The organism is Streptomyces sp. KL109B (assembly GCF_030766935.1).
Taxonomy (GTDB): domain Bacteria; phylum Actinomycetota; class Actinomycetes; order Streptomycetales; family Streptomycetaceae; genus Streptomyces.
Genome location: NZ_JASERL010000004.1, coordinates 495,402 through 520,698, shown reverse-complemented (window position 1 = coordinate 520,698; position 25,297 = coordinate 495,402). Strand labels below are relative to the sequence as shown.

The following is a 25,297-nucleotide window of genomic DNA, read 5'->3' as shown; positions in this document are numbered from 1 at the left end:
GCGACGCGGAGGGTTCCATGACCGAAACCGACGGAGGGGCGCGCGGCACGCGGCTCATCCGCAACGAGTCCACCACCGAGATTCCGGTCCATCTCCTCTTCCGTGACGACCCCGATCCGGTGGCGGTGCCGCTGCGCCCGGCGGTGGTCACCAAGGCGACCGGTGCGGCCACGGCTGATGCTGCCGAGGGCAAGAGCGCGGCCAAGAGCCGGACCGCGCCCGCTGCCCGTCGTACGCCCCCGGCCGCCACCGCCACCGCCGCCGCCACCGCCCCGGCCCGCTCCGCGCCGTCCGCCGACCCCGACATCGAGGAGCGTCCCGTACGTGCGCTGCCCGGCGCCTTCGGGGTGTTCGGCGGGGCCGTGGGGGCGGCCGGGGCCGCGGCCTCGGCGGGCTGGGCGGGGGCGTTGCCCAAGGTCGTGACGGACCTCGCGGGGGTCGGCGGGTCCGTGGGCGCCGGGTTCGGCCCCGCGCAGTGGGCGGCGCTCGCGGGGTCGGGGGCGCTCGCGGCCTTCGGCGTCGGCGGGCTCGCGCGCGGGCGCACCGGCGGGGCCTGGGTGCTCACCCGCTTCGGCCGGTACCGGGGGAGCGTGCGCAGGCAGGGCTTGCTGTGGCTGAACCCGCTGCTGCGGCGCCGCCGGGTCGACCTGCGCCTTCGGCACTGGCGCAGCGAGCCGTTGCCGGCGGTCGACGCCAATGGCGAGGCGCTGCGCGTCGTCGTGCTCGTCGCCTGGCGGATCAAGGACACGGCGCGGGCGACGCTCGGGGTCGCGGACCACGAGACGTATCTGCGCGAGTGCGTGGAGACGGGGCTCGCGCGGGTGCTGTCCCGGCTGCCCGCCGAGGTCCGCGACCGGGACGCGCCCGCGCTGCGGGGCGTGGAGATCCTCGGCGATCTGCTCACCCGGCGGCTCGCAGAGGACGCCGCGGCGGTCGGCATCGAGGTGTTCTCGGCGCAGCCCACGCGGATCGAGTACGAGCCGGAGGTGGCCGCGGCGATGCGCCGCCGCCGGATCGCGGCCCTCGACGCGCGGCAGCGGGACACCGTCCTCACCTCGGTCGTGGACTCGGTGGAGGACACCGTGACGCGGCTGACCGCGCGCGGCCTGGTCGATCTCGACGACTACGAACGCAAGTTGCTCGTGAAGGACCTGACGGTGGCCTTCTATACAGGGCGAGGGGAGTGACGCTTCGGGAATTGCGATTGGTCTGGACATGCCCAACTCACGGTTCTACATTGTGCGTTGGTCTAGACCTGAACTATCGCTGTGCGCACAGCTTCCGGCACTCCCAACACCCCCAGGAGCGGCAGCATGCGAAGGATCTCGAAGCGTACGAAGGTGTACGCGTCCGTGCTCGGCCTGACCACCGCGGGAGCGTTCGCGCTCTCCGCGGGCGGCGCCAGCGGCCACGGCTACACGGATCTGCCCATCAGCAGGCAGAAGCTGTGCGCCAACGGCACCGTCAAGGGCTGCGGCGACATCCAGTGGGAGCCGCAGAGCGTCGAGGGCCTCAAGGGCTTCCCTGCGGCCGGACCCGCGGACGGGCACATCTGTTCCGGCGGGCACGGCAACTTCGGCGCGCTCGACGCGGCCAAGCAGCCGAACGGCACCGCCTGGCCGACGACGCAGGTGTCGGCCGGTCAGAGCCAGACCTTCCGCTGGCAGTTCACCGCGCGGCACTCCACCACGGACTTCCGCTACTACATCACCAAGGACGGCTGGGACCAGAGCCAGCCGCTGACGCGGGCGTCCCTCAATACGACGCCGTTCCTCACGGTGCCGTACCAGGGGCAGCCGCCGGCCACGCTGTCGCACACCGGCACGTTGCCCTCCGGGAAGAGCGGGCATCACGTGATTCTGGCCGTGTGGACGATCGCGGACACGGCGAACGCGTTCTACGCGTGCTCGGACGTGACGTTCTGAGTGGCGGGCCCCGGGGTTGACGCCTCGGGGCTCTGCCCCGGACCCCGCGCCTCAAGCGCCGGCGGGGCTGTATTCGCCGAACCGGCGTTACGGCCTCGGGGCTCTGCCCCGGACCCCGCTGCTCAATCGCCGCAGGGGCTCCATTTCTGACGGTGCGTCAATTACCCTGCCTCGCCATGGGATCCAATACCAGTACGCGCACCTTCGCCGAGCTGATACAGGCGCGGTGGGGCGACCACAGGGACGGGCTCGCGTACGAGGGCGGAGTGCTCAGTCACCACCAGGTCACCGCCGGTGCGGCGGCCCGCGCGGCGTTGCTCGGGGAGTTGTTGCCGCGGGAGGGGGAGCCTCATGTCGGGGTGCTGCTCGACAACGGCCCGGAGTTTCCCCAGTGGTTGGGGGCCGCCGCGCTGTCCGGCGCCGCCGTCGCCGGGCTGAACCCCACCAGGCGCGGCGCCGAACTCGCCCGCGACATCACGCACACCGAGTGCCGGGTCCTGGTCACCGAGCGGGCCCACCTCCCGCTGCTCGACGGCCTCGCGCTACCGGGCGTCCGCGTCCTGGTGACCGACACGGACGCGTACGACGAGCTGCTCGCGCCCTACGAAGGGGCGAAACCGGAGATCGACGGCCGGGTCGGCCCCGGCACCCGCATGCTGCTCTACTTCACGTCCGGCTCGACCGGGGCCCCGAAGGCGGCGCTGTGCTCGCAGGGCCGACTCGCGGCGGCGGGGGAGTCGCTCGTCGCGAACTTCGGGGTCCGCGCGGACGACGTCCACTACATCTGCATGCCCCTCTTCCACGGCAACGCCGTCATCGCGGACTGGGCTCCGGCCGTCGCGGCGGGCGCCGGGGTGGCGCTGCGCCGCCGCTTCTCGGCCTCCCAATTCCTGCCGGACGTACGGAAGTTCGGCGCCACGTACTTCACGTACGTGGGCCGCGCCGTCCAGTACATCCTCGCCACCGAGGAGCGGGCGGACGACCGGGACAACCCGCTGCGCGTCGGGTTCGGCACGGAGGCGGGGGCCGTGGACGCGGCGCGTTTCGAGGAGCGGTTCGGGGTGCGGCTCGTGGAGGGGTACGGCTCGTCGGAGGGCGGCGCCGCGGTGCAGCGCACGCCCGACACCCCGCCGGGCGCGATCGGCCGGGCGAGCCCCGGCTCCGACCTCGCCGTCCTCGACCCGGAGACGAAGGCGGAGTGCCCACCGGCGGCCTTCGACCCGTCCGGCCGCCTCCTCAACGGGTCCGCCGCCATAGGGGAGTTGGTCAACCGCGCCCGCTCGCCCTTCGAGGGCTACTGGCGCAACGACGCGGCGTACGCCGAGCGGGTCCGCGATCATGGCTGGTACTGGACCGGCGACCACTTCTACCGGGACGCCGACGGGTTCCTCTACTTCGCCGGGCGCGGCGACGACAAGATCCGCGTCGACAGCGAGAACCTCGCCCCCGCCATGATCGAGAACATCCTCGCCCGCTGGCCGGACGCGGCGGCCGTGGCGGTCTACGGGGTGCCGGACCCGGTGGCGGGCGACCAGGTGATGGCGACGGTGGCGCTCCACGAGGGCCGCGCCTTCGACCCGTCGCGGTTCGCCGCGTTCCTGCGGGCGCAGGGGGACCTGGGGACGAAGATGGCTCCCCGGTTCGTACGGGTGGTGGACCGGATGCCCGTGACGGCCACGAACAAGGTGCGGCGCGGTGAGCTGCGCCGCGAGGGGTTCTGGGCGGGCGGCGACCTGTGGTGGCACCCGCCGACCGCCGACACCTACCGGCCGCTGACCGCCCAGGACCACGCCGAGCTCACGGCGGCGTACCGGGAGCGCGGCCGCGAGTCCCTGATCGCGGCCCCGTGACGCCTGTGGCCCCGGTGGTCAAAAGCACCCCCTGGGGCCAGGTAGTATTTACTTCGTCAACCGGCGCCATTAGCTCAGTTGGTTAGAGCAGCGGACTCTTAATCCGCGTGTCCGGGGTTCGAGTCCCTGATGGCGCACAGAGAGCGAGGCCCCCCGCAACAGCGGGGGGCCTCGCTTCGTGTATGGGCGGGAAAATCAAGCCCCGCCGGCGATTGAGGCGCGGGGTCCGGGGCAGAGCCCCGAGGCCGTAACCACGTCCCCCGCAAACGGTCAGATCGCCAAGGACAAGAGGACCGGCGCCGCCTCCCGGTTCAACTGCCTCGCCGCATCGTGCAACCGATGCGCATGCTCGACCGGCAACGACAGCGCCAGACACCCCACAGACGCACCGGCGGTGATCGGCACGGCCGCGCACACCGTCCCCACCGCGTACTCCTGAAGATCGAGCACCGGAACCGTCGCCGGCTGCGAGGCGAGGCGGGAGAGCAGCACCTTCTCGTTCGTGATCGTGCGCGACGTGAGCCGCGCCATCTTGTGCCGGGAGAGGTGGTCACGCCGCCCGTTCGCGTCGAGCTGGCCGAGGAGGCTCTTGCCGATGGCGCTCGCGTGCGCCGAGACGCGGAAGTCCACCCACTCGTTCACCGCGGGCGTCTCGGGGCCCGTGGCGATCTGCGTGACGCGGATCTCCCCGTCGACGTAACGACTCATGTAGACCGCCGCGCCCACGTCGTCCCGCAGCCGGTCGAGCGTGAGCTGGAGCTTGGCGGTGAGTGCGGCCGCACGGCCGTCCGCGGCGCCGAGCCTGGTCAGGGTCTCGCCGGTGATGTACGCGCCGTCGGCGGTCTGCCTGACGTAACCCTCGCGGCGCAGCATGCGCAGCAGAAGGGTCAGTTGGTCGGTGGGCAGTCCGGTGACCCGCGCCAGCTCCGTGTCGGTGACGCCCACGCCCCGGTGGGCGACGGTCTCCAGCACGCGCAACGCGTGCTGCACCGATTCGTGCGGCTGGTGCGAAGGCGCACCGTGCTCGTGCTTCAGCGCCACGGCTCTTCCCCCTGCATGGACCGGTTCCGGACAGCTGGGCTTCGTCCACGATAGCCGTCAACGCCCCCTTTGGGGGCGGCTGTTGGGGAGATTGGTGGCGCGTTCCGTGCCTCTCAGCAGGAACGCGCCACCCTGGCATATGCCAAAGTCACACACCACGCGGTGAGCGGCTGGTCACAGCACGGCGCTGAGGAATTCCTGGGTGCGCGCGTGCTCCGGCTCGCTGAAAATCTTCTCCGGCGAACCGGACTCGATGATGCGACCGGAATCGAACATCAGGACCTGGTCCGAGATGTCGCGGGCGAAGTTCATCTCGTGGGTCACGCACAGCATGGTGATGTCCGTGGTGTGCGCGATGTCGCGCAGCACGTCGAGGACGCCGGCCACCAGCTCGGGGTCGAGGGCCGACGTGACCTCGTCGAGGAGCAGGACCTGCGGGCGCATGGCCAGGGCCCGCGCGATCGCCACACGCTGCTGCTGCCCGCCGGACAGCTGCGACGGGTACGCCTCGCAGCGGTCGCCGAGGCCGACCATGTCGAGCAGCTCCTTGGCCCGCCCCTCCGCCTCGTCCTTGGACAGGCCGAGCACGTTGACCGGGGCCTCGGTGATGTTCCGCAGCACGTTCATGTTCGGGAACAGGTTGAACTGCTGGAAGACCATCCCGATGTTCTTGCGGATCTCACGGATGTGCTTCTCGCCGGCCGGGACGAGCTTGCCGTCCTTCTGCTCGTGCGTGAGGTACTCGCCGCCGACCTTGATGGTGCCCTCGTCGGGCTTCATCAGGGTCATGAGCAGCCGCAGGATCGTGGTCTTGCCGGATCCGGACGGGCCGATCAGCGTGACGTGCTTGCCGGACGCGACGGAGAAGTCCAGGTCGTCGAGGACGGTGTTGCTGCCGAACCGCTTGGTGACCTTGTCGAAGCGGATGAGCTCGCTGCCGTCGACGGCAGGATTCGGGATTTCCTGGGAAGTGCTGCTGTCAGCGGACAAGACGACGCTCCAAAACTCGCAGAAGAAGAGAGGCCGGGTAGGCGATGACGATGAACGCGACACCGACGACGCTGATGGCCTCGTAGGTGAAGGTGGTCTGGCTGAAGCCCTGGGCCTCGCCCAGCATGTCGAGGGCGCCGATCGCCATGATCTGCGGCGACTCCTTCAGCATGACGATCACGTAGTTGCCGAGCGCCGGGATCACGCGGCGCACGGCCTGCGGCAGGATCACCGCGCGCCAGGTGCGGGCCTTGGGCAGGCTGAGCGCCGTGGCCGCCTCCCACTGGCCGACGGGCACGCCCTCGATACCGGCCCGGTAGACCTCGGACGTGTAGGTCGAGTAGTGCAGGCCGAGCCCGACGATGCCGGTGACCAGCGGGGACATCGAGATGCCGATGGAGGGAACGACGTAGAAGAGGAAGAACAGCTGCACCAGGAGCGGGGTGTTCCGGATGAACTCGGTGACCGCCGTCACCGGCCAGCTGATCCACTTCTGCGTGGAGCGCTGGGCGATCGCCCACACAAGGCCGAGGGCGAAGGCGATGATGACGCCGCCGACGAGCGCCTGGAGCGTGACGAGTACGCCGTCCCAGAACTGCGGCATGAAGTCCGCGACGTTGGACCAGTCCCAGTTCACTTGGCACCTCCGGCACCGGTGACGGCGTCGATCGTCGACTTGGAGCGCATGCCGCCGAGGAGCACGCGCAGGCCGCCCTTCTCGGGCGCCTGACCGACACGGCTCTTGGCGTGGCGCTCAAGCAGACGCATGAGGCGCGTGAAGACGAAGGCGAAGACGAAGTACAGGACGAGCAGCAGCGTGTAGACCGGCGCGCTGTCGCCGGAGACGAGCCGCTTGAGGTTGCCCGCGAACGTCATGTCGGCCACCGCGATGAGGGAGACCAGCGAGGTTCCCTTGAGCAGCTCGATCAGCAGGTTGTTGAACGGCGGGATCATCTCCGGCCAGGCCTGCGGGATCTCGATGCGGCGCAGGCGCTGGGCGCGCGAGAAGTTGAGGGCGATGCCGGCCTCGCGCTGGGCGGGCGGCACCGCGGCGAGTGCGCCGCGCACGATCTCCGAACCGTAGGCGCCGTAGGTGATGCTGAGCGCCAGGATGCCCGCGAACATCGGCTGGAACTTGATCTGGAACAGCATCGGCACGGTGAACGCGATCCAGAACATGAAGACCAGCGAGGACGTGCTGCGGAAGATCTCGAAGTACGCCCCGGACAGGAAGCGCACGAACCACACGTTGGACGTGCGCAGGATGCCGATGATGAACGCGATGACGAAGGCGATGATCGCGCTGAGGACCGTGACCTCAAGCGTGATCCAGATACCAGGAAGGAACCAGTTCTCGAAGAACTTCGCGGACATCATGAGGCGGCTCCCTTGGCAGGGGGGCAGAGTTTCTCGACCGTGAGGTCGGTCATCTCCTTCTTCGTGAAGCCGAAGGGCGCCATGATGCGCAGGAGTTCACCGCTGTCCTTGAGCTTGTGCAGCTCCTTGTTGAACGCGTCGCGCAGGTTCATCTCCGACTTCCGGAACGCGAATCCGCCCGCTCCGTAGACCGGCTTTCCGTCCACGTAGGGCTGGAAGGGCGCGACACCCTCGACCCCGCTCTTGCCCTTGATCACCGTGCGGACCGTGACGGCCGTGCCGGCGAAGGCGTCGACCCTGCCCTGGCGCACGGCGTCGAGCCCGGCGACCTGGTCGGGCAGGATCAGCATGTCCTTGATGCCCAGGGCCTTGGCGGTGTCGATCTCCGCGTAGGCCGTGCCCGTCGCGAACTTCAGCTTCTTGTCCGCGATTTCCTTGTACGTCTTGATGCCGTGCGGGTTTCCCTTGCGCACGATGAACGAGTCGGGCATCAGATAGTCGGGATCGGAGAACAGCACCTGGGCGCAGCGATCCGGATTGATGTACATGCCCGCCGACACCACGTCGAACTGCTGCGCCTGGGTGAGCCCCGGGATCAGCGCGCTGAACTGCGTCGGCACCGCCTTCACCTTGGGCACTCCGAGGCGCGGGAAAATCACCTTGGCGATGGCCGGCGCCTCCCCGGTGACCTCGCCGTTCTCGTCGATGTACCCGTACGGGACCTCGCCCGCGACGCCGATCTTGACCTCCCCCGCGTCGCGTAGACGTTCCAGCAGGTCCCCGCCCTCGACCTTCCCCTCCTCCGGCACACGCGTACACGCCGCAGCGCCGAAAACACCCAGAGCCGCCGCCCCCGCACCGTAGAGCAGGGAACGGCGGCGGACTGGTCTGGCGATGAATCCCTCATTGTTACCAAGTGGTGGAGCCATGGCGCGCCATTACCCGAAGCCCCGGGAGGTATGCCTATCGTTTTCAGCCCTTGATAAAGCCGAGATCTGAATTCACGGCAATTCGGCAATGTCCTAACTTCACGCGATTCAAGCGGTGTTGGGGCTTGAGTGTCGCGCCACCTCGGCCTCGTACAGCGTGTGCGCCGCCCGGAGCACGAGATCGTCCCGGTGCCGCGCGGCCACGAGCTGCAGCCCGACCGGCAGTTCCTCCTCGTCGAGCCCCACGGGCACGGATGCGGCGGGCTGTTGGGTCAGGTTGAAGGGGTACGTGAACGGGGTCCAGCCCGTCCATCGCCGCATACCCGAGCCCTTCGGCACCTCAACACCGGCCTCGAACGCGGTGATCGGCACCGTCGGCGTCACCAGCAGGTCGTACGTCGAGTGGAACGCGCCCATCCGCCGCCCCAGTTCCATCCGCGCGTCGACCGCCGCCAGATAGTCGAGCGCGCTGTACCGGGCGCCCCGCGTGCAGACGTCCCGCAGTCCCGGGTCGAGCAACTGCCGCCGGGACGCCGGGAGATGCTGCACGACGCGGGCCGCCCCGCTGAACCACAGGGTGTGGAAGGCCTCGACCGGATCAGTGAAGTCGGGGTCCACCTCCTCGACGTACGCCCCGAGTTCGGCGAGCCGCGTCACCGCCGCGCGCACCACCGCGGCGACGCTGGGCCGCACCGCCACCTGCCCGCCGAGCGTCGGCGAGTACGCGACCCGCAGCCCGCGCACCCCGCCGTCCAGCGCGTCCCGGAAGCCGCCGGAGGGCGGGCCCGCCGCCGACCAGTCCCGGGCGTCGGGGCCCGAGATCACGTCCATCATCAGCGCGGCGTCGGCCGCCGTGCGCGCCAGCGGGCCGATGTGCGACAGCGTGCCGAACGCGGACGCCGGGTACAGCGGCACCCGCCCGTACGTCGGCTTCAGGCCGAAGATCCCGCAGAAGGACGCCGGTATGCGTACCGAACCACCGCCGTCCGTGCCAAGCGACAGTGGCCCCGCACCCACGGCGACCGCCGCCGCGCTTCCGCCACTTGAACCACCCGCCGTACGCGAGGTGTCGTACGGATTGCGGGTCACGCCCGAAAGCGGCGAGTCGGTCACGCCCTTCCAGCCGAACTCGGGCGTCGTCGTCTTGCCGACGAGGACCGCGCCGTGCTCGCGCAGCCGGGCCACGGACGGCGAGTCCTCGCCCCAACTCCCCTCCTGCGAAACGGTCTTCGAGCCACGGAGGGTGGGCGCGCCGCGCTGCAACAGGATGTCCTTCACGGACACCGGCACCCCGTCGACCGGACCCATCGGCTCGCCCTCGCGCCAGCGCCGCGCGCTCGCCTCCGCCTGGGCGAGGGCCCCCTCCGCGTCGACGCGTACGAACGCGTTCAGCGCGGCCTCGGTCTCCTCGATCCGGGCGAGCACGGCGCGGGCCGCGTCGACGGGGCTGAACTCTCCCTTGCGATATCCCTCGATGAGGTCCTGCGCGGTCAGTCCGATGAGCTCGGTCGTCGTCATCCGCCCCTCCACAGCCAAGATCGCCGATCCGTCGCCGGGGACCTACCCAGCTTCACCTCGTCAGGCACGGAGTCGGGTGCGGACATCGCGGGGAAACCGTCCGGCAATGAAGGTCCGGTTTCCTTGGTCGCGAGAAGTCGGGTACTCGCTGACATGTGTGGATTGACCCCGCAGGCACCGCAACCTACCGTCGACAACAGAGGTACTCCACACGCTGTCCCGACGTCCCGGCGGTTCGCCGGCTCAAGCACCACACCGGCAATGATCAGACAGCTGAACTTGGGGCCTGCTCATGGACGTCTCATTCCTGGGGGGACCGCAGCCGCAGCGCGGCGTGGGCGTCGTCGCCCCGTTCGACTTCGCCCTCGACCGCGAGCTGTGGCGCTGGGTGCCCGACCACGTCTCCCTCCACCTCACCCGCACCCCGTTCGTGCCCGTCGAGGTCGGCCTCGACCTGGCCCGGCTGGTCAGCGAGCACGAAACCCTCGGCGAGGCGGTGCGCGCGCTCGGCGCCGCCGAGCCGGAAGTCCTCGCGTACGCCTGCGCCTCCGGCAGCTTCGTCGGCGGGGTCGCGGGGGAGCGGGCGCTGTGCGCGGCGATGGCGCGGTCCGGGGAGCGGCCGGCCGTGACCACGTCCGGGGCGCTGCTGCAGGCGCTGGACGAACTGGGCGCGAACCGGATCGCCCTCGTCACGCCGTACACCCGCTCGGTCACCGAATCGCTGGAGCGGTATCTGGCCCAGGCCGGGGTCACGGTCACGGGCCGTGCCTATCTCGGCCTGACGAGCCACATCTGGAAGGTCCCCTACCGCGACGTCGCGACAATGGCCCGGGAGGCGGTGCGTGCCGGGGCCGACGCGCTCTTCATCAGCTGCACCAACCTGCCCACGTACGACATCATCCCGCAGCTGGAGGCCGAGCTGCGGGTGCCGGTGATCTCGGCGAATCAGGTCACGATGTGGGCAGCCCTCGCCCGGCTGGGTACCCGTGCCGTGGGGCCGTACCAGGCGCTGCTCGATCCGGCGGCGCGGGTCTGGCCCCCCTCGGAACTGCCGGAGGCGCTGCCTCCGGAGGACCTGCCGGGGGAACGGCCGAAGGAACAGGAAGGGTGGACATGAAGGGTGGGCACACGGCATGACCGCGCTGGGATTTCTGTACCCCGGACACTCCGCGGAGGACGACTACCCGCGCATCGAGATGCTGATCGACAGCGATGTGCGGCTGTCCGTCGTCCACACCGACATCGGAGAGGACGCGCACCGCGTCGACGCGCTGCTGGAGATGGGCGCCCCCGACCGCCTCGCCGCCGGAGTCGAGGAGCTGCGCCTCGCCGGCGCGGAAGCGGTGGTGTGGGCGTGCACGTCCGGGAGCTTCGTCTTCGGCTGGGACGGTGCGCACGAGCAGGTGCGCGGCCTCGCGATGGCGGCGGGGCTGCCGGCGTCGAGCACGTCCTTCGCGTTCGCGCACGCGTTGCGGGAGGTGGGGGCGCGGCGGGTGGCGGTCGCCGCGACGTATCCGGAGGACGTCGCGGATCACTTCGCTACGTTCCTCAAGGCGGCCGGGGCGGAGGTGCTGGCCGTACGGGGGAGCGGGATCATTACGGCGGCGGAGGTCGGTACGTGGGGGTGGGACGAGGTTCTCGCGATGGCTCGCGCCGGCGACCATCCCGACGCGGACGCGGTGTTGTTGCCGGATACGGCGTTGCACACGGCGGCGTATGTGCGTGACCTGGAGGCCGAGCTCGGCAAGCCGGTCCTCACGGCGAACCAGGTCACCGTGTGGGAGGCCCTCCGCCTGGTCGACCGCCGGGTGAACGCGCCCGCGCTGGGCGCCCTCTTCAAGAAGGAGCCGTTGGTACAGGTGTGACGTGGTCAACGCCTCGGGGCTCCGCCCCGGACCCCGCTGCTCAAACGCCGCAGGGGCTTGATTTACCGGCGCCGGTCGGCCCCGTCTCGCCTTGGGCAATCTGCCGCCTTGGGCGGCAGGGTGGGCAAGGCGGCCCCCGGTGCCGCGCAACGATGGCGGTGGGCGTCAGCCACGGTTCGGGGAATAAAGCGGAGTACCCCTCCGTTACGTCGGGGTCCAACCACACACCCGCAACGTACGTATCGCAGGAGGACCCGTGATCCGCGGCGCAGCCCTCGGGACCGCCCCCACCCCGCTCTCCGTCCTGGACCTGGTCACCGTGGGAGCCGGCCGCACGGCCACGCAGGCCCTGCGCACCAGCGTCGACATCGCCCGCCTCGCGGAGAACCGGGGCTACCACCGGTACTGGGTCGCCGAGCACCACTCCATGCCCGGCGTCGCCTCCAGCAGCCCGGCCGTGATCCTGGCCCACCTGGCCGCCCACACCGACCGCATCCGCCTCGGCTCCGGCGGCGTCATGCTGCCGAACCACGCCCCGCTCGTGATCGCGGAACAGTTCGGGACGCTGGAGGCGATGGCTCCGGGGCGCGTCGACCTCGGTCTCGGCCGTGCCCCCGGCACCGACGGCGCGACCGCCGCCGCCCTGCGCCGCACGGACCGCCTGGGCGAAGGCGCCGACGACTTCCCGCAGCAGCTCATCGAGCTGACCCGGTTCCTCGACGACGACTTCCCGGACGGCCACCCGTACTCTCGCATCCACGCCGTCCCGGGCCCGGTCCAGGCCACCTCCCCCGGCGGCGTACAGGACCCGAACCGCCCGCCCGTCTGGCTCCTCGGCTCCTCCGGCTTCAGCGCCCGCCTCGCCGCGACCCTCGGCCTCCCGTTCGCCTTCGCGCACCACTTCTCGGCGCAGAACACGCTCCCGGCGCTCGACCTGTACCGGGAGAACTTCCGCCCCTCCGAGATCCTCGACAGGCCGTACGCCCTGATCGGCGTGTCCGCCCTCGCGACCGACGACGACGGCACCGAGGCCCGCCGCCAGGTGCTCGCCGCCGCCCTCAACATGGTCCGGCTCCGGACCGGCCGCCCCGGTCTCGTGCCCACGCCCGAGGAGGCCGAGGCGTACCAGTTCAACGAGATGGAGCGGGACTTCGTCCAGTCCTGGAACTCCAACGTCATCCACGGCACCCCCGACGAGGTCCGCTCCGGCCTCGACGACCTGCAAAAGCGCACGGGCGCCGACGAGTTGATGCTCACGGCCAACGCCCACGGCGGCGACGTACGCCTGCGTTCCTACGAACTCATCGCGGACGCCTACGGGTTGCCGCGCGCCGAGGCGTAACAGCGTGGCGGCGGCGGGTCACTGATCCGTCGCCGCCAGCAGCCCAGAGATACGATCCGCCGCCACCGGCCGCGAGTACAGCCACCCCTGCCCCGTGTCGCAGCCGATCCGCCGCAGCCGCTCCGCCTGCTCCGCCGTCTCCACGCACTCCGCGGTCACGGTGAGCCCGAGCCGGTGCGCCAGCTGCACGAGCGCCTCGACGATCATCGCGTCGGCCGGATCCGCGGGCGCGGACCCGTCGCCACGAAAGCCCCGCACGAACGCCCCGTCGAGCTTGAGCACCGACACCGGCAGCCGGCTGAGGTAGGCGAGGTTGGAGTACCCGGTGCCGAAGTCGTCGATGGCGATGCGTACGCCCATGTCGCTCAGTGCCCGCAGTGCGTCGAGCGGCCGTCCCGCCGAACCCATCACGGCGGACTCGGTCAGCTCCAACTGGAGCAGTTCCGGGGGGAGTTCGGTCTCCTCCAGGATGCGTGCGACGTCCGCGACCAGGTCCGAGTCCCAGACCTGACGCACCGCCACATTCACGCTCACGAACACCGGCGGCACCCCCGGGTGCTCCAACTGCCAGCGCCGCGCCTGCGCGCACGCCGTGCGCAGCACCCAGCGGCCCAACTGCACGATGGAGCCGTCCTCTTCGGCCAGACCGATGAACCGATTCGGCGCCAACAGGCCGAACTGCGGGTGCCGCCAGCGCACCAGCGCCTCGACGCCGCGCAGCCCGCCGTCCGTCATCTCCACCAACGGCTGGTACTCCAGGGCGAATTCACCCCGCTCGACCGCGGGCCGCAGGCTCGACGACAGGGTCTGACGGGTCATCCGGTGGGCGTTGCGCTCCGGGTCGAAGAAGGTCCAGCGGTCCTTGCCGTCCGCCTTCGCCCAGTACAGCGTGGTGTCGGCGGCCTGCATCAGGGCCGTCGTGCCGATGCCCGCGACCTGCCGCTCGACCACGCCGATCGAGGCGGACACGGACACCTGGTGCCCGGACAGGTCGAAGGGCTCGCGCAGCGCGTCGAGCACCGTCCGCGCCAGGTCGGCCAACTGCTCCGTACCCGTGGAGTCCTCGACGAGCAGCACGAACTCGTCGCCGCCGAGCCGGGCCACGAGCGGCGCGCCCGCCGCGCTCTGGGCGTGCTCCGCGCAGTGCGTGAGCCGGTCGGCGACGGCGACGAGCAGCCGGTCGCCGACCGGATGCCCCAGCGAGTCGTTGACCGCCTTGAACCCGTCGAGGTCGAGCAGGCAGAGCCCCACGCGACCGGTCGTGTCCGGGCTCTCGTACGTCCCCGCCTCCAGGGCCGCGGCGACCCGCTCGAAGAACAGGGCGCGGTTGGGCAGCCGGGTCAGCGGATCGTGCAGCTCCAGGTGGTGCAGCCGGTCCTGGAGGCCGCGGTGCGCGGTGACATCGCTGAGCGAGAGCAGCACGGCGTCGGTGTCCGGCAGCGGCGACACCGTGACGCGCAGCCAGGCCGAGTGCCCTGAGGGGTGCTTGAGGCGGCGGGTGCGGCTGAGCCGGGCCCGCCGCCCGCGCAGGATCTCGCCGTAGGCCTCCGCGGTGCGCTGGTCCGAGGCCAGGTCGAGCAGTTCGTCGGCGGCGCATCCGACGAGTTGCCCGTCGTCCGCACCGCACAGCAGCGCGTACGCGGCGTCATTGGCGCCGACGATCAGGCCGCCGCGGTCGACGACCGCCATGGCCAGCGGAGACGTCACGAACGCCGGCCGGTAGACGGCCTGCGGGGACGGCGGCCGCGGCGCCGATCGCGCCCGGCCACTCTCCGTGAGGGAATCGTGGCGTCGGCCGGGCGGGGCCACCCGGCGCGCGGTCGTGGGCCCTTCGGGCTGTGCGCTCACCGCTCGCTCCCGTGGTGCGTCGAATGGTTGCGTGGTCTGGTGCGGCCGGGTCCCGGCAGGAAAGTGTGCCGATCATAGAGGCAGGTCGGACGGCCTATCCAGCCTGGTCCGCGGGGTGCGGGGGTCCGGGACCTGTGGACTCCGCCCCGCCAGATCGTTTCTGCTCGCGACTGCCCCACCTTCTGTCGGAGCCCGACCGGGACTCGATCGACTGTGACGTTCTGTGATCGGCGGGAGTGTCGCCTGCTCACTCGTCCGGGCCAGATAAACAGGGCGAACACTGACATACGCCAACACTCTGGGTTGGGTGCCCCGCATTCCCGTCCCGGAGGTCGACTTGCCGCGTCCGCAGCCACTCGGGGGAGTGGACACGTCCCGTCCGCGCGCACTGGCGGCGGCGCTCACCGCGCTGGCGGCGGTGGCGGCCACCGGGCTCGTCGCGGGGCCCGCCGCGGCCGTTCCGTACGCGGGGCCGTGCGCCCTGGAGCGCACCTCGGCCCACCACTCCGAAGGCCTGGACACCTGGAACGCGGCGTACCCGAAGCCGAAGAAGACCCTCAACGCGGTGATGGTCTTCCTCTCCTTCCCCGACTCGCTGCCGCTGACCACGCCCCGCGAGCTGACCGCCGACTACTTCCCGTCCACCAGCCAGTTCTTCGACCGGGCCTCGTACGGGAAGTTCAACCTGGTGCCGCATCCGCAGCGGCACTGGATCCAGATGCCGCACCCCTCCACCTCGTACGCCATACAGCGCGACTGGGACGCCCCGCACCGCAGCGCGTATCTGAACGACGCGCTCAAGGCGGCCGATCCGCACACGGACTTCAGCAAGTACGACGTCGTGTACTTCGTCGCCGACCCGGACGCGCCGGGCGTCGACTCGGACGCGACGAAGGTCGTGAACTTCGACCGGCCGATGCGGGCGGACGGCACGGACATCCGCCGCATCGTCACGGTCTTCGAGCGCCACCCACCGGACCGCAACGTCCTCGCGCACGAGACCGGCCACGTCTTCGACCTGCCGGACCTCTACCACCGGCCGACCGACGGGAAGGGCGACTGGGACACGTACGTCGGGGACTGGGACGTCATGGGCAGCCAGTTCGGCCTCTCGCCCGACCTCTTCGGGTGGCACAAGTGGAAGCTGGGCTGGCTGGACCGGCGGCAGGTGGCGTGTGTGAAGCGGAGCGGGGAGACGCGGCTCAGCCTGGAGCCGCTGAGCACGGCGCCGAGCGGGGGCGGGGCGCCGTTCGGTACGGGGGGCGGGACGAAGCTCGCGGTCATCAGGACCGGGGTCGACAGTGCCGTCGCGCTCGAGGCGCGGGGCGGCTCCGGCAATGACGCGGCGACGTGCAGCCGGGGCGTTCTCGTGTACCGGGTGAACAGTGACTCCCCGTCCGGCGGCGGCCCCGTCGAGGTCCTCGACGCCCACCCCCGCACCGAGGCCTGCTACGGCGAGTCCGTCTACCCGGCGCTCGCCGACGCGCCGGTCTCCCTCGGCGAGACCTTCACGGTGCCGGGCGAGGGCATCCGCGTGGAGGCGGAGGACCGCACGGATTCGGGGGCCTGGACGGTCAAGGTGACGACCACGGGGTGACACCCTCGGGGCTCTGCCCCGGACCCCGCGGGCTATCGTCCGACGGCGGGGCTTGAGTGTGGTCGCCTGCGCCCCAGGTTCGGCCACTCAAGCCTCGCCGGCGATTGAGGCGCGGGGTCCGGGGCAGAGCCCCGGTGCGCAACCATGGCGCCGGTGAACACGACGAAGGCCCCCCGCTGGTGCGGAGGGCCTTCACATTCCAGGTGCGCCATCAGGGACTCGAACCCCGGACACGCGGATTAAGAGTCCGCTGCTCTAACCAACTGAGCTAATGGCGCCGGTCGACGTCGTAGACATTAGCACCCGGATCGGCGGCAGGAAAAATCGAAATCCGCACCGCGGCCTGCGCACTCGCCCGGGCCGCCCGGACACAGGCCCACCGCATGACCTCGGGACCCGGGAGCCAGGGGTGACGGGTGTCGGGGGCGACCACCCAGCGGGACTCACGGCGCTGGTCGGGGCGGAGGCCGCCGCGGGACGTGGGCGCGGGCACGGTGACCGCGTCGCCGGAGCCGTGGAACAGCAGCGGCGGCACGCTGGGGCCCCACTCCTCCCAGCGCAGCAGCGACGGCAGCCGCTGCGCGGTGCCGGGCGCGGTGAACAGGAGCATGCGGCCGCGGTGCGTGGCGACGGGGCCCGAGCCGGGGCCCTCGGCCCAGAGCCGGTCTAACATCCGACGGCCGAAGATCGCGGGCACGTTCACCACGTCGAAGACGGAGCCGCAGGGGAGGACGACGGGGGCCGTGGGCCTCGCCTCCCAGTGCGCGATCGTGGAACGCGGATACGCCCCGGCGGAGGCCAGCCAGGAGGCGCCTTCGGGGGTGACGTCGCAGATGTCGAATCGGTCGTGCACGACGGGGGTCGGTGCCGACGGGGCGTGGGGGGAGTACGGAGGCGCGGTGCTCATGCCTCATACATCTACAGGGTGTGAGGGGGCGATTCCAAAGGGTTGCGGGAAATCGGGACAGGAGAGGGCGGGGTGGAGTATCTTGCCCGCTGGCATATGCCAAATGATCATTACGGCGCCGTGCCGGGCCCCCTTCCGGCCCCCGTCCGGCACCTCCCGGCCGCCCCCGCTACGTGGTCTGTTCCGCCGTCCCCCGCAGCAGATCGCGGCCGAACTCGACCATCTTCTTCGCGTAGTCCTCGGTCCAGTCCGCGCGCTGCGCGATGTCCGCAGTGGTGAGCCGGTCGAAGCGGCGCGGGTCGGCGAGCTGGGCCGCGGCGACGGCCTGGAACTCCATGGAGCGGTCCGCGGCGGCGCGGAAGGCGTGGGTCAGTTCCGTGGCGCGGGTGAGCAGTTCGCGGGGGTCCTCGATGGACTCCAGGTCGAAGAAGTGCTCCGGGTCGGCGGCGGCGTCCGCGGGTTCGAAGATCAGCGGGGCGGGTCGTAGCCGGGGTTGGGGCTGGGGTGTGCGGTCGGGCTCCGCCATGGTGCGGTCTCCTTTTGCCGGGTACCTTCCATTGTCCGTCGGGCCGCAAGGGGGCGCTGCCGCCGCAGGGGCTTGATCGGGGCAAATCAAGCCCCGCCGGCGTTTGAGGCGCGGGGTCCGGGGCGGAGCCCCGAGGCCGCAACCACGTTAGGGCGATGGGGAGCGGACCCGGTGGTTCGCCAGCCGGGACAGCACGGAGTGGTTCGCCTCCCAGCCGTCCGGGAACTTCACCGTGACGCCGAGTTGCACCGGGTCCGCCGACGGGTGTTCGTCGAGGAGCTCGGTGACGCCCTCGCGGCACACCACCACGCACGCGTGCCGGTGCCGGGAGGCAAGCACGCACAGGCGGCCCGTCTCCAAGTGGAACGCCGTCGCGTCCGGGCGGCCGGACAGCGGGTGCAGGACGACGGTGACGTCGAACTCGCGGCCCTGGAGGCGGTTCGCCGTGTCGACGGTGACGTCGTGGACGTCGAGGTCGGCCAGGGCCGCACGGACCGCCGCCGCCTGGTCGCGGTGCGCGGTGCCGACGCAGATCCGGTCGGCCGTCAGGGCGCCCTCGCCGGATTCCGAGCGCGTGACCCCTTCGCGGTCGAGCAGGCGTCGTACGACCGCGGCCACGGCCCGTACCGCTTCAGGGTCCGTACGGGGAGTGTGCGCGGCGGGGAGTTCGAGCAGGCCCCAGCCGGAGGCCGCCGCCTCGTCGAGGACCCGGTCGGGGGCCGAACCGTCCGACGCCACCGTGAAGTTCAGCTCCCGGTCGCCCTCGTCCGTGCCGCTGCGGAACGGCGTGTACGGGTAGAAGGCGTCGGAGACGAGCGGCGCCGCCGACGCGGGCAGGCGCCAGGAGACCGGGAGGCGGTGCTGCGGGAGGTCCGGGTTGTGGGCGAGGAGCGTCGACACCGCCGAGGCCGAGGGGTCGTAGGACAGGCCCGCCCACTGCTCCGCGCCGACGATCGAGAACGGGTCCAACTGGCCCGGATCGCCCACGAACAGCGCCCGTTCGAAGAGCCCCGCCACCGCGAGCAGCGCGTCCGAGCGCATCTGGTACGCCTCGTCGACGATCGCGTGCGGCCACGGGTCGACGTCCTTGACGTGCGCCCACTTCGCCGCCGTGGACACGACGACCGGGAGCGGGGAGAGGTCGCCGACCTTTGTCGACAGGCGTACGTTCGGCAGGTCCTCCAGCGCCTTCTCGTACGCGTCCGGGTCGCTGCTGTGCAGACGCCCGACGGCGAGCTGCGGGTTCTTGGCGTGCAGGCGCAGGACGAGGTCGTCGACCTGTGCGTTCGTCTGCGCCACGATCATCAACGGGCGGCCCGCGTCGGCCAGTTCGAGTGCGGCGCGCACCACGAGGGTCGACTTTCCGGCGCCGGGCGGCGAGTCCACGACGACGCCGCGCGCGGTGCCGTGCAGGGTGTCGTGGAGGATCGCGGCGGTGGCCTGGCCGGCGGCTTCGGAGGGGGTGAGCCCGGCGGTCCCGGTCTCGGTCGCGAGCGTGGTCACAGGAGGTCCTCCTTCGTTACGGCGTCGGGGGCTTCCGCGTCCGTTCTCGGCGGGCCGCCGTGCGTCCACGGGGTCTCCTCGGGGTCCGGCAGTTTGGGGCCGCCGCGCTGCTCGTGCTCGAACAGCGTCCAGCACACCCGGTCGCCCTTCTCTGGCAGCGAGCCCTCGGCCGGCTCCTTGCCGCGGCCCATCTTGTCGAGGATGCGCAGGACGACCGACGTGCCCTCGCCCTCGCCTCCGGCCCCGTCCTCGTACTCCACGAACTCGGCCGTCTGCGGCTTGCCTTCGAGGGTGCGGTAGACCTTCACGCCCGCGCCGAGGCGTGGTCCGTCGTCCGTGTGGAGCGTGACGAGCGGGCGGGGGCGCTTCTTGTCGTTGTACGCCGGGACCACCTCGGTCACCTCCCCGGCGAACGCCTCCCCGGCCAGGCGGCGGCCCGCCATCACCAGCGGGTCGTCGAGCGCCTGCTGCGCGTCCAGACGGGCCTGCTCGCGCTCGCGCGTGGCCAGCTTGTTCGCCGCCGTCACCGCGTCGTCGCGGCGCGGCTGCGGGGGTTCGCCCGCCGCCACCCGGTCGCGGTGGCCGGTGAACGACCAGCGGTCGCGGGTCCAGCGCTCCGCCGCGTATCCGCCCTCCGGGAGCGTGCACAGCTGGTCGAGGCCGCGCCACACCGCGTCCCAGGTGGGGCGGGTGCGGGACTCGACCAGGGCGTGGATCTCCCGCTCGGCGGCGGTCAGTTCGGCGAGGCGGGCCTCGGACTCGATGGCGTCCTCCGCGGCCGCGTGGCGCGTGCGGGCCTTGTCGTAGCGCTCGATCGCGGGCGCGAGCAGCTTGTTGTCGAAGGCCGGGTCGGTGGCGGGGCCCGCCGGTGGGCACAGCAGTTGGCCGTGCGCGTCGCGGTCCAGTTCGGCGCGGCGTGCCGCGTCGGCGCCGGACGTGCCCTCCGGGGCCTCGATCCAGGCGAGCAGCGCCGCCAAGTGCTGGTCCTCCAGGCTCGACTGGCCCGTCGCCCAGTGCCGGGAGAGCAGGTCCGTCATCGCGAGGAGGAGCGCCGAGCCGGGGACGCGGGCGCGCTCCCCGAAGTGCGTGAACCAGCGACCGAGGAGGGGGACGTGCGGGGGAGCGGGGTACGGCGTCTCGGGGTCCTGCTCGGCCGTGCGGCGAAAGCGCATCGAGCGGCCGAGGAGGCGCACGAACTCGATGCCGGAGCGGCTCGGCACGATCAACTGCGGGGCGTCCGCGCACAGTTCGACCTCAACCTTGACCTTCTTGCCGGTCTCCGCGTCGACCTCGCTGCGCTCGGCCGCTTCCACGTCGGTGGCGTACGTGTCGATGTACGGGAGGATCTCGTCGGCGAGGCGGGTCAGGAAGGCGAAGCGGAGGTCGCGGTCGCGGGGCTGGGGGACGACCAGGAGGCGCGGCGAGGTGCGCTCGGTACCGACGAGCGCGCCGAGCGGGGCGCCGGTCTCGCCTGCCGTGGTGAGCGGGACGAGGACGAGGGGGCGCTGCGAGATGTGGCGGTGTCGGACGGTTGCGCTGGGCTGGGCCCGGCCTGTTGCGGTGGCCTCAAGGCGGGCCAGGTGGTCGATCAGGCTCACCGGCACTTCTCCTCACGTTCTCCGCCGCTCCGCGGCGACGTATTCCCTCCCACCCGCCCGTGTGCCCTGCACCGAACAGTGCCGGGCAACTCAAGCCCCTGCGGCGCTTGAGCAGCGGGGTCCGGGGCGGAGCCCCGTGGCGTGGGCACGGACCAGGTCAACACCGCGCACCGCCCAACGCCTCCGCCCTGAGTACCGCCGCACGCCGCAGCGCCGCAACCGTGGGATCCGCCGCATCACCCACCTCACCCCGCGCGGCAGCGAGCACCGCATCCACCGTGGTCAGCGACCCCAACTCGGCCCGCAACGGCCGCCCGAGCGCCGTCACCGCACCCCCGTCCCGCGCCCGCTCACGGCAGTGGAACGCCAGCTCGCACGCGGCCAGGCACTCCGGCGCGTACGTCGCCGGAACCGCCTCGACGGCCGCCGTCAGCTCGGCCTGCGGCAGGTCGGGGTCGAAGACGGTGCCCGGCGGCAGCGCCTCCGCGATGTCCTCCACCCGCGTCAGCCGCGCCAGCTGACGCTGCGTCACCGCCCGTTGCTTGCGCACGTCGACGGCCGAAGCCGCCGGAAGGTTCGAGAAGTCCTTGGGGCAGACGAGCACGATCCGGTCGCGGACCAGCACCTCCGCCTCCGGCAGCCGAGCCGCGACCTCCTCCAGGGCCAGCACGTACACCGCCGACTGGCGGGCCGCCGCGCCCACCTTCGACGCATCCGCCGCGCCGTCGATCATCGGGAACGACTTGATCTCGACGACCGTCCAGCTGCCGTCCGGATGCACCACCACCGCGTCCGGCTCCAGGAACGCCGGGCTGCCCGCCACGTCGAGCGACAGCATCGGGTGGTCGAGGAACGTCCAGGTGCCCGGCGATTCGACGGCCTCCCGCAGGGCCAGCGCGGTACGCGCCGTGCGCCCCTCGGGCCCGATCGCGGACAGGTCCGGGGCCCGTACGAGATCGGGGGTCGGCTCGGCGGCGGACGAATCCACGCACGCGTGCACCAGCTTCAGCAGCTCCGCCCCGCCGTCCGCCTTCACCCGCGCCTCGAACACATTGCCGCGCGCCAGGGCGAACTGGGACTGGCCGAACGAGGACGGTGCCCCCAACGCATCGGCTATACGCGCCTTGTCGACGCCCGCGCCGTCCAGGAGCGCCCGCCTTCGACAGCCCGGATTCGCCGCCAGCGCCGCGAGGGCGCGGGCGTCCAGCGGACGCGGCGGATGGTCCGGGCCGCGCAGTTCAGCGAGCCGGTGCCGCAGCCCCGTCGCCGCTGTCGTGCGACGTGGCTGCCTTGCGCTGTCGGGGAATTCGCTCACCCGAGGCAGTCTGGCACTCTCCACTGACAATCGGGCCAGGAGTGGCCGACGGGGCGACCGGCGTGCCCGCGACCAGCCCGTGCGCCCACTCCCGTACGCGGGCCGCCGCGATCCGCACCGGCTTCGTCAGGAGCAGGCCCGCGGCCATCGCCGCGACCCCGGCGAGCGCGTCGAAGAAGTAGTGGTTGGCCGTGCCCATCACGATGACGGTCGTGAGCAACGGATACGCGATGCCCACCGCCTTCAGGAGCGGGGATCGGCCGTGCCGCCACAGCATGACCCCGCACCACAGCGCCCAGCCGACGTGCAGGCTGGGCATCGCCGCGTACTGGTTGGTCAGCCCGCCCATGCCCTTGGGGGCGCTGGCCGCGCCGCCCCACCAGCCGTACGAGCTGTAGTACGCCATCGTGTCGACGAAGCCGTGGCCCGCGGCGAGCAGCCGGGGCGGGCAGGTGGGCACCAGGATGAAGCCGATGAGGCCGATCATCGTCGAGGTCATCAGCCAGGTGCGGGCCGTGCGGTAGATCTCGGCGCGGCGGCGGAACAGCCAGACGAGGACGATCGGCGTGACCAGATAGTGGAACGAGGCGTACCAGAAGTCGGCGGGGACGCCGAGCCACGGTTCGCGGGTGAACAGCCGGTTGAGGGGGTGCTCCAGGTTGAGGCCGACCGCTTTCTCCGCCCGGAGTATCGCGAGACCGTGGTCGACGGCCTGGCTCACGTCGCCGCGGGCGAGCAGCCGGCCCGCCGTGTACGCCCCGTACACGAGGAGGATCAGCGGCAGCTCCGTCCACCAGCGGAGCCCGGCACCGGGTATCGCTTCCGTGCGCGGTGCCTCGTCGGTCTGCGACATGCGGGCCGCTCCCCCCTGTTCCCTCGTGCGGCGGCCACTGGCCACGGCCTCATTTTACGGTGTATGTGGGGCCCTGTGTGGGCGAGCCCTGACCCTCGTAGACGCAGCGATCAGGCTGCGGGTTGCCCGGCGGGCGGCTCCCTTGCTGGTTGCGCGATGATGGACGGGGCGATCCTTCCCGATCGCCCCATGTTCACCCGTAGCCCCTTGTAGTTGCTCGTAGTTTCGAAAGAGGCCTCTTCATGGCACCGCGCATCCTGTTGGCCCGGCACGGACAGACCGAGTGGTCGCTGTCGGGACGGCACACCGGGAGGACGGACATTCCGCTCCTGGAAGAGGGCAGGCGCGGCGCGAAACTCCTCGGCGAGCGGCTCGGCCGGGCCCCCTACGACGGGCTCGACGGAGTCGAGGTGCGCACCTCTCCACTGGTACGCGCGCGTGAGACGTGCGAGCTCGCCGGATTCGGCGAGCGGTCCACGCGCTGGGACGCCCTCATGGAGTGGGACTACGGGGCGTACGAGGGGCTGACGCCTGCGCAGATCCAGGAGTTGCGCCCCGGCTGGTTCATCTGGCGGGACGGGGTGCCGGAGGGTGAGACGATCGCCGAGGTCACGGCCCGGGCCGACGAGGTCGTGGACTGGGCGCGCTCAGCCGACCGCGACGTCCTGGTCTTCGCCCACGGCCACATCCTGCGCTCCATCGGTGCGCGCTGGCTCGGCTTCCCTCTGGACTTCGCGTCCCGCATCCGCCTGAACCCGACGTCCCTCTCCGTCCTCGGCTGGGCCTACGGCGAACCGGCCCTGGAGTCCTGGAACGAAACGGACCACCTGACCCACTGAAGCCCCTGCGGCCAATCCAGCCCCGCCGGCGATTGAGGCGCGGGGCCCGGGGCAGCGCCCCGCGACGTAGGAAGACACCTACGCCGAGCGCCGCGCCACCGCATGCGCGTCCAAGAACGCCGAAACCCCCCGAGCCCGCCGGTGCGGCAGCAGCACACGCGCAGTCGTCGCCAACATCCCCTCGATCCGCGAAGACCGCACGTCCTGAAGCAGATTCAGCGCCCGCACCCCCGCGGACGCCGACTCGTCCGGCTGCCCCGCCCGCGCCAGATCGTCCGCCAACTCGGCCGTGTACAACGCCATGTTGCGGGTGAAGTGCGGATCCTGGAGCGCCGCCGCCCGCCGCGCGTGCAGCGACGCCCGCTCCCAGCCACCGAGCGCCGACCAGCACTGCGCCTCAAGGCCCTCCAGCTCGGCCTCGCCGTAGAACGACATCCACTCGGGGTCCACGTCCGATGCCCCGCGCGCGAACAGCGCCTGCGCGCGGGCCAGCGAGCGCTCGCAGGAGGACTGGTCGCCGAGCCCCGCCCAGCCGCCCGCCTCCCGCAGCGCGAGCAGCGACAGCAGCCGCGGTGAGCCGAGCCGGGCCGCCACCCTGGTCGCCGCCTGCGCCGCCCGTACCGCTTCGCGGGGGCGCCCCGCGTCGCGCGCAAGGAACGCGGTGTTGCAGAACGCGTGCGCCTCCAGCGCCTCGTCCCCCGCCATCCGCGCCGTGGCCAGGGCCTCCGCGTAGTGCGAGCGCGCGTCGTCGAAGCGGCCCGAGTCGTGGGCCAACCAGCCCACGGAAATGGCCAGTTCACCGGCGCCGGTCTGCAGGCGCTCGGTGATCTCGCGCTGCCCCGGACCCGCGTCGAGCAGCTCGAACGCGGTACGCAGCGGGGCCGCGGCCCGCCGGTACAGGCCGTCGGCGCCGTGCCGGTCGTCGAGCAGCCTGATCCGCCGGATCGCCTCCTCCACGGCACCGATCCCGGCGCGCGCCGGATGCCGGTCGAGGTCGGCGGGGAGCGGGGGGACGCCGAAGGGCGTCAGCGTGGCGACGGCGACGGTGGCCGTCGAACCGGTCATGCCGGTCATGAATGCGCGACGTCGCACGTCGCTCTCCTCATTTGTTGCGTGGCACGTGTACTGAGGTTCGGCGGTGGCGGGCGCGGTGCGCGCACCCCGGCCACGTACCGCGGAGCGGGGCGCGAACCCGAGGTCCGCGAGGGTCCGGCCCGGGAACATGTGCAGGAACACCCGCTCGTACGCGTAGTTGGGGCAGCGGATCTCGCCGGCCTCCACGCGTCCGATGTAGCGCGCGTCGCAGCTGACCCGCTCACCGATCTCCCGCGCCGAGCGCCGCACCGCGGCCGCGAACTCGCCCGGCGAGCGCTGACCGCGCAGCTCTCGGAAGGCGAGGTTCGGTCGTGGAGACTGCGGCGTCGAGGTGTCCGGGACAATCGGCGACGACGTCATGAGCGGGTCCTCCCGTGCG

Annotated in this window: 22 protein-coding genes and 2 tRNA genes; 9 read left to right on the top strand and 15 right to left on the bottom strand. The window is 71.7% G+C overall.

Annotated elements, in window-relative coordinates:
• Positions 1 to 17 precede the first annotated feature (17 nt).
• The 4 genes from RBJ65_RS16945 to RBJ65_RS16930 all read left to right on the top strand — a co-directional run bounded on the left by RBJ65_RS16945 (position 18) and on the right by RBJ65_RS16930 (position 3,912).
• Entirely contained in the window at positions 18 to 1,187 is a 1,170-nt protein-coding gene (locus RBJ65_RS16945) for an SPFH domain-containing protein (protein ID WP_306320373.1), read from the top strand.
• A 135-nt stretch (positions 1,188 to 1,322) separates the two neighbouring features.
• On the top strand, positions 1,323 to 1,925 hold the full coding sequence (locus RBJ65_RS16940) for a lytic polysaccharide monooxygenase (RefSeq protein ID WP_306320552.1): 603 nt from the start codon (positions 1,323 to 1,325) through the stop codon (positions 1,923 to 1,925).
• 176 nt (positions 1,926 to 2,101) lie between these two features.
• Positions 2,102 to 3,775: an AMP-binding protein gene (locus RBJ65_RS16935; RefSeq protein ID WP_306320374.1), complete on the top strand. Its 1,674-nt coding sequence runs from the start codon at positions 2,102 to 2,104 to the stop codon at positions 3,773 to 3,775.
• A gap of 63 nt (positions 3,776 to 3,838) precedes the next feature.
• Positions 3,839 to 3,912, top strand: a tRNA-Lys gene (locus tag RBJ65_RS16930).
• A gap of 133 nt (positions 3,913 to 4,045) precedes the next feature.
• Here the strand turns inward: RBJ65_RS16930 and RBJ65_RS16925 are convergent.
• From RBJ65_RS16925 to RBJ65_RS16900, 6 genes are all read right to left on the bottom strand, one after another.
• A complete protein-coding gene (locus RBJ65_RS16925) occupies positions 4,046 to 4,816 on the bottom strand; it encodes an IclR family transcriptional regulator (protein ID WP_306320375.1) in 771 nt (256 codons plus the stop codon).
• A gap of 174 nt (positions 4,817 to 4,990) precedes the next feature.
• On the bottom strand, positions 4,991 to 5,806 hold the full coding sequence (ehuA, locus tag RBJ65_RS16920; RefSeq protein ID WP_306320376.1) for an ectoine/hydroxyectoine ABC transporter ATP-binding protein EhuA: 816 nt from the start codon (positions 5,804 to 5,806) through the stop codon (positions 4,991 to 4,993).
• Positions 5,796 to 6,443, bottom strand: a complete 648-nt coding sequence (ehuD, locus tag RBJ65_RS16915) for an ectoine/hydroxyectoine ABC transporter permease subunit EhuD (protein WP_306320377.1) — start codon at positions 6,441 to 6,443, stop codon at positions 5,796 to 5,798. The genes ehuA and ehuD overlap by 11 nt, the downstream gene beginning before the upstream one ends.
• Positions 6,440 to 7,183, bottom strand: a complete 744-nt coding sequence (gene ehuC, locus RBJ65_RS16910) for an ectoine/hydroxyectoine ABC transporter permease subunit EhuC (RefSeq protein WP_306320378.1) — start codon at positions 7,181 to 7,183, stop codon at positions 6,440 to 6,442. Before ehuC ends, ehuD begins: the two co-directional genes overlap by 4 nt.
• Positions 7,180 to 8,112, bottom strand: coding sequence for an ectoine/hydroxyectoine ABC transporter substrate-binding protein EhuB (gene ehuB / locus RBJ65_RS16905; RefSeq protein ID WP_306320379.1), 933 nt, complete (start codon positions 8,110 to 8,112; stop codon positions 7,180 to 7,182). The genes ehuC and ehuB overlap by 4 nt, the downstream gene beginning before the upstream one ends.
• Before the next feature lie 108 nt (positions 8,113 to 8,220).
• Positions 8,221 to 9,630 carry an amidase gene (locus tag RBJ65_RS16900; protein ID WP_306320380.1) on the bottom strand — a complete coding sequence of 470 codons (1,410 nt, stop codon included), beginning with the start codon at positions 9,628 to 9,630 and terminating at the stop codon, positions 8,221 to 8,223.
• Positions 9,631 to 9,922: 292 nt separating this feature from the next.
• Between RBJ65_RS16900 and RBJ65_RS16895 the strand changes: the two genes are divergently transcribed.
• From RBJ65_RS16895 to RBJ65_RS16885, 3 genes are all read left to right on the top strand, one after another.
• Complete coding sequence (locus RBJ65_RS16895; protein WP_306320381.1) at positions 9,923 to 10,747, top strand: aspartate/glutamate racemase family protein; 825 nt, start codon at positions 9,923 to 9,925, stop codon at positions 10,745 to 10,747.
• Between the two features lie 16 nt (positions 10,748 to 10,763).
• Positions 10,764 to 11,495 (top strand): decarboxylase, encoded by a 732-nt coding sequence (locus tag RBJ65_RS16890; RefSeq protein ID WP_306320382.1) that lies wholly within the window; start codon positions 10,764 to 10,766, stop codon positions 11,493 to 11,495.
• Between the two features lie 256 nt (positions 11,496 to 11,751).
• The gene (locus tag RBJ65_RS16885; protein WP_306320383.1) at positions 11,752 to 12,837 is read left to right on the top strand and encodes an LLM class flavin-dependent oxidoreductase; all 1,086 of its coding nucleotides are present in this window, start codon (positions 11,752 to 11,754) and stop codon (positions 12,835 to 12,837) included.
• Positions 12,838 to 12,855: 18 nt separating this feature from the next.
• Here RBJ65_RS16885 and RBJ65_RS16880 read toward each other — a convergent pair whose 3' ends face one another.
• Positions 12,856 to 14,685, bottom strand: coding sequence for a bifunctional diguanylate cyclase/phosphodiesterase (locus tag RBJ65_RS16880; protein WP_306320384.1), 1,830 nt, complete (start codon positions 14,683 to 14,685; stop codon positions 12,856 to 12,858).
• 307 nt (positions 14,686 to 14,992) lie between these two features.
• Between RBJ65_RS16880 and RBJ65_RS16875 the strand changes: the two genes are divergently transcribed.
• A complete protein-coding gene (locus tag RBJ65_RS16875; protein ID WP_306320385.1) occupies positions 14,993 to 16,282 on the top strand; it encodes a M6 family metalloprotease domain-containing protein in 1,290 nt (429 codons plus the stop codon).
• A 204-nt stretch (positions 16,283 to 16,486) separates the two neighbouring features.
• On the opposite strand, the gene RBJ65_RS16870 is transcribed toward RBJ65_RS16875, so the two are convergent.
• The 7 genes from RBJ65_RS16870 to RBJ65_RS16840 all read right to left on the bottom strand — a co-directional run bounded on the left by RBJ65_RS16870 (position 16,487) and on the right by RBJ65_RS16840 (position 22,984).
• A tRNA-Lys gene (locus tag RBJ65_RS16870) sits at positions 16,487 to 16,560 on the bottom strand.
• On the bottom strand, positions 16,551 to 17,189 hold the full coding sequence (locus RBJ65_RS16865; RefSeq protein ID WP_306320386.1) for a bifunctional DNA primase/polymerase: 639 nt from the start codon (positions 17,187 to 17,189) through the stop codon (positions 16,551 to 16,553). The genes RBJ65_RS16870 and RBJ65_RS16865 overlap by 10 nt, the downstream gene beginning before the upstream one ends.
• 169 nt (positions 17,190 to 17,358) lie before the next feature.
• On the bottom strand, positions 17,359 to 17,715 hold the full coding sequence (locus RBJ65_RS16860) for a hypothetical protein (RefSeq protein WP_306320387.1): 357 nt from the start codon (positions 17,713 to 17,715) through the stop codon (positions 17,359 to 17,361).
• 147 nt (positions 17,716 to 17,862) lie between these two features.
• Positions 17,863 to 19,218 (bottom strand): AAA domain-containing protein, encoded by a 1,356-nt coding sequence (locus tag RBJ65_RS16855; protein WP_306320388.1) that lies wholly within the window; start codon positions 19,216 to 19,218, stop codon positions 17,863 to 17,865.
• On the bottom strand, positions 19,215 to 20,816 hold the full coding sequence (locus RBJ65_RS16850) for a hypothetical protein (protein ID WP_306320389.1): 1,602 nt from the start codon (positions 20,814 to 20,816) through the stop codon (positions 19,215 to 19,217). The genes RBJ65_RS16855 and RBJ65_RS16850 overlap by 4 nt, the downstream gene beginning before the upstream one ends.
• A gap of 157 nt (positions 20,817 to 20,973) precedes the next feature.
• The gene (locus RBJ65_RS16845) at positions 20,974 to 22,131 is read right to left on the bottom strand and encodes a hypothetical protein (RefSeq protein WP_306320390.1); all 1,158 of its coding nucleotides are present in this window, start codon (positions 22,129 to 22,131) and stop codon (positions 20,974 to 20,976) included.
• Positions 22,055 to 22,984, bottom strand: coding sequence for a phosphatase PAP2 family protein (locus RBJ65_RS16840; protein WP_306320391.1), 930 nt, complete (start codon positions 22,982 to 22,984; stop codon positions 22,055 to 22,057). The genes RBJ65_RS16845 and RBJ65_RS16840 overlap by 77 nt, the downstream gene beginning before the upstream one ends.
• Positions 22,985 to 23,226: 242 nt before the next feature.
• Between RBJ65_RS16840 and RBJ65_RS16835 the strand changes: the two genes are divergently transcribed.
• Positions 23,227 to 23,823 carry a histidine phosphatase family protein gene (locus RBJ65_RS16835; RefSeq protein WP_306320392.1) on the top strand — a complete coding sequence of 199 codons (597 nt, stop codon included), beginning with the start codon at positions 23,227 to 23,229 and terminating at the stop codon, positions 23,821 to 23,823.
• Between the two features lie 78 nt (positions 23,824 to 23,901).
• Here RBJ65_RS16835 and RBJ65_RS16830 read toward each other — a convergent pair whose 3' ends face one another.
• Positions 23,902 to 25,278: a tetratricopeptide repeat protein gene (locus RBJ65_RS16830; RefSeq protein ID WP_306320393.1), complete on the bottom strand. Its 1,377-nt coding sequence runs from the start codon at positions 25,276 to 25,278 to the stop codon at positions 23,902 to 23,904.
• Positions 25,279 to 25,297: the final 19 nt, after the last annotated feature.

Excerpts from the sequence above, each read along its gene's own strand:
- RBJ65_RS16945 (WP_306320373.1), top strand. The coding sequence starts at position 18 with ATGACCGAAACCGACGGAGGGGCGCGCGGCACGCGGCTCATCCGCAAC.
- RBJ65_RS16935 (WP_306320374.1), top strand. The coding sequence starts at position 2,102 with ATGGGATCCAATACCAGTACGCGCACCTTCGCCGAGCTGATACAGGCG.
- ehuC (WP_306320378.1), bottom strand. The coding sequence starts at position 7,183 with ATGATGTCCGCGAAGTTCTTCGAGAACTGGTTCCTTCCTGGTATCTGG.
- ehuB (WP_306320379.1), bottom strand. The coding sequence starts at position 8,112 with ATGGCTCCACCACTTGGTAACAATGAGGGATTCATCGCCAGACCAGTC.
- RBJ65_RS16900 (WP_306320380.1), bottom strand. The coding sequence starts at position 9,630 with ATGACGACGACCGAGCTCATCGGACTGACCGCGCAGGACCTCATCGAG.
- RBJ65_RS16895 (WP_306320381.1), top strand. The coding sequence starts at position 9,923 with ATGGACGTCTCATTCCTGGGGGGACCGCAGCCGCAGCGCGGCGTGGGC.
- RBJ65_RS16890 (WP_306320382.1), top strand. The coding sequence starts at position 10,764 with ATGACCGCGCTGGGATTTCTGTACCCCGGACACTCCGCGGAGGACGAC.
- RBJ65_RS16865 (WP_306320386.1), bottom strand. The coding sequence starts at position 17,189 with ATGAGCACCGCGCCTCCGTACTCCCCCCACGCCCCGTCGGCACCGACC.
- RBJ65_RS16860 (WP_306320387.1), bottom strand. The coding sequence starts at position 17,715 with ATGGCGGAGCCCGACCGCACACCCCAGCCCCAACCCCGGCTACGACCC.
- RBJ65_RS16840 (WP_306320391.1), bottom strand. The coding sequence starts at position 22,984 with ATGTCGCAGACCGACGAGGCACCGCGCACGGAAGCGATACCCGGTGCC.
- RBJ65_RS16835 (WP_306320392.1), top strand. The coding sequence starts at position 23,227 with ATGGCACCGCGCATCCTGTTGGCCCGGCACGGACAGACCGAGTGGTCG.
- RBJ65_RS16830 (WP_306320393.1), bottom strand. The coding sequence starts at position 25,278 with ATGACGTCGTCGCCGATTGTCCCGGACACCTCGACGCCGCAGTCTCCA.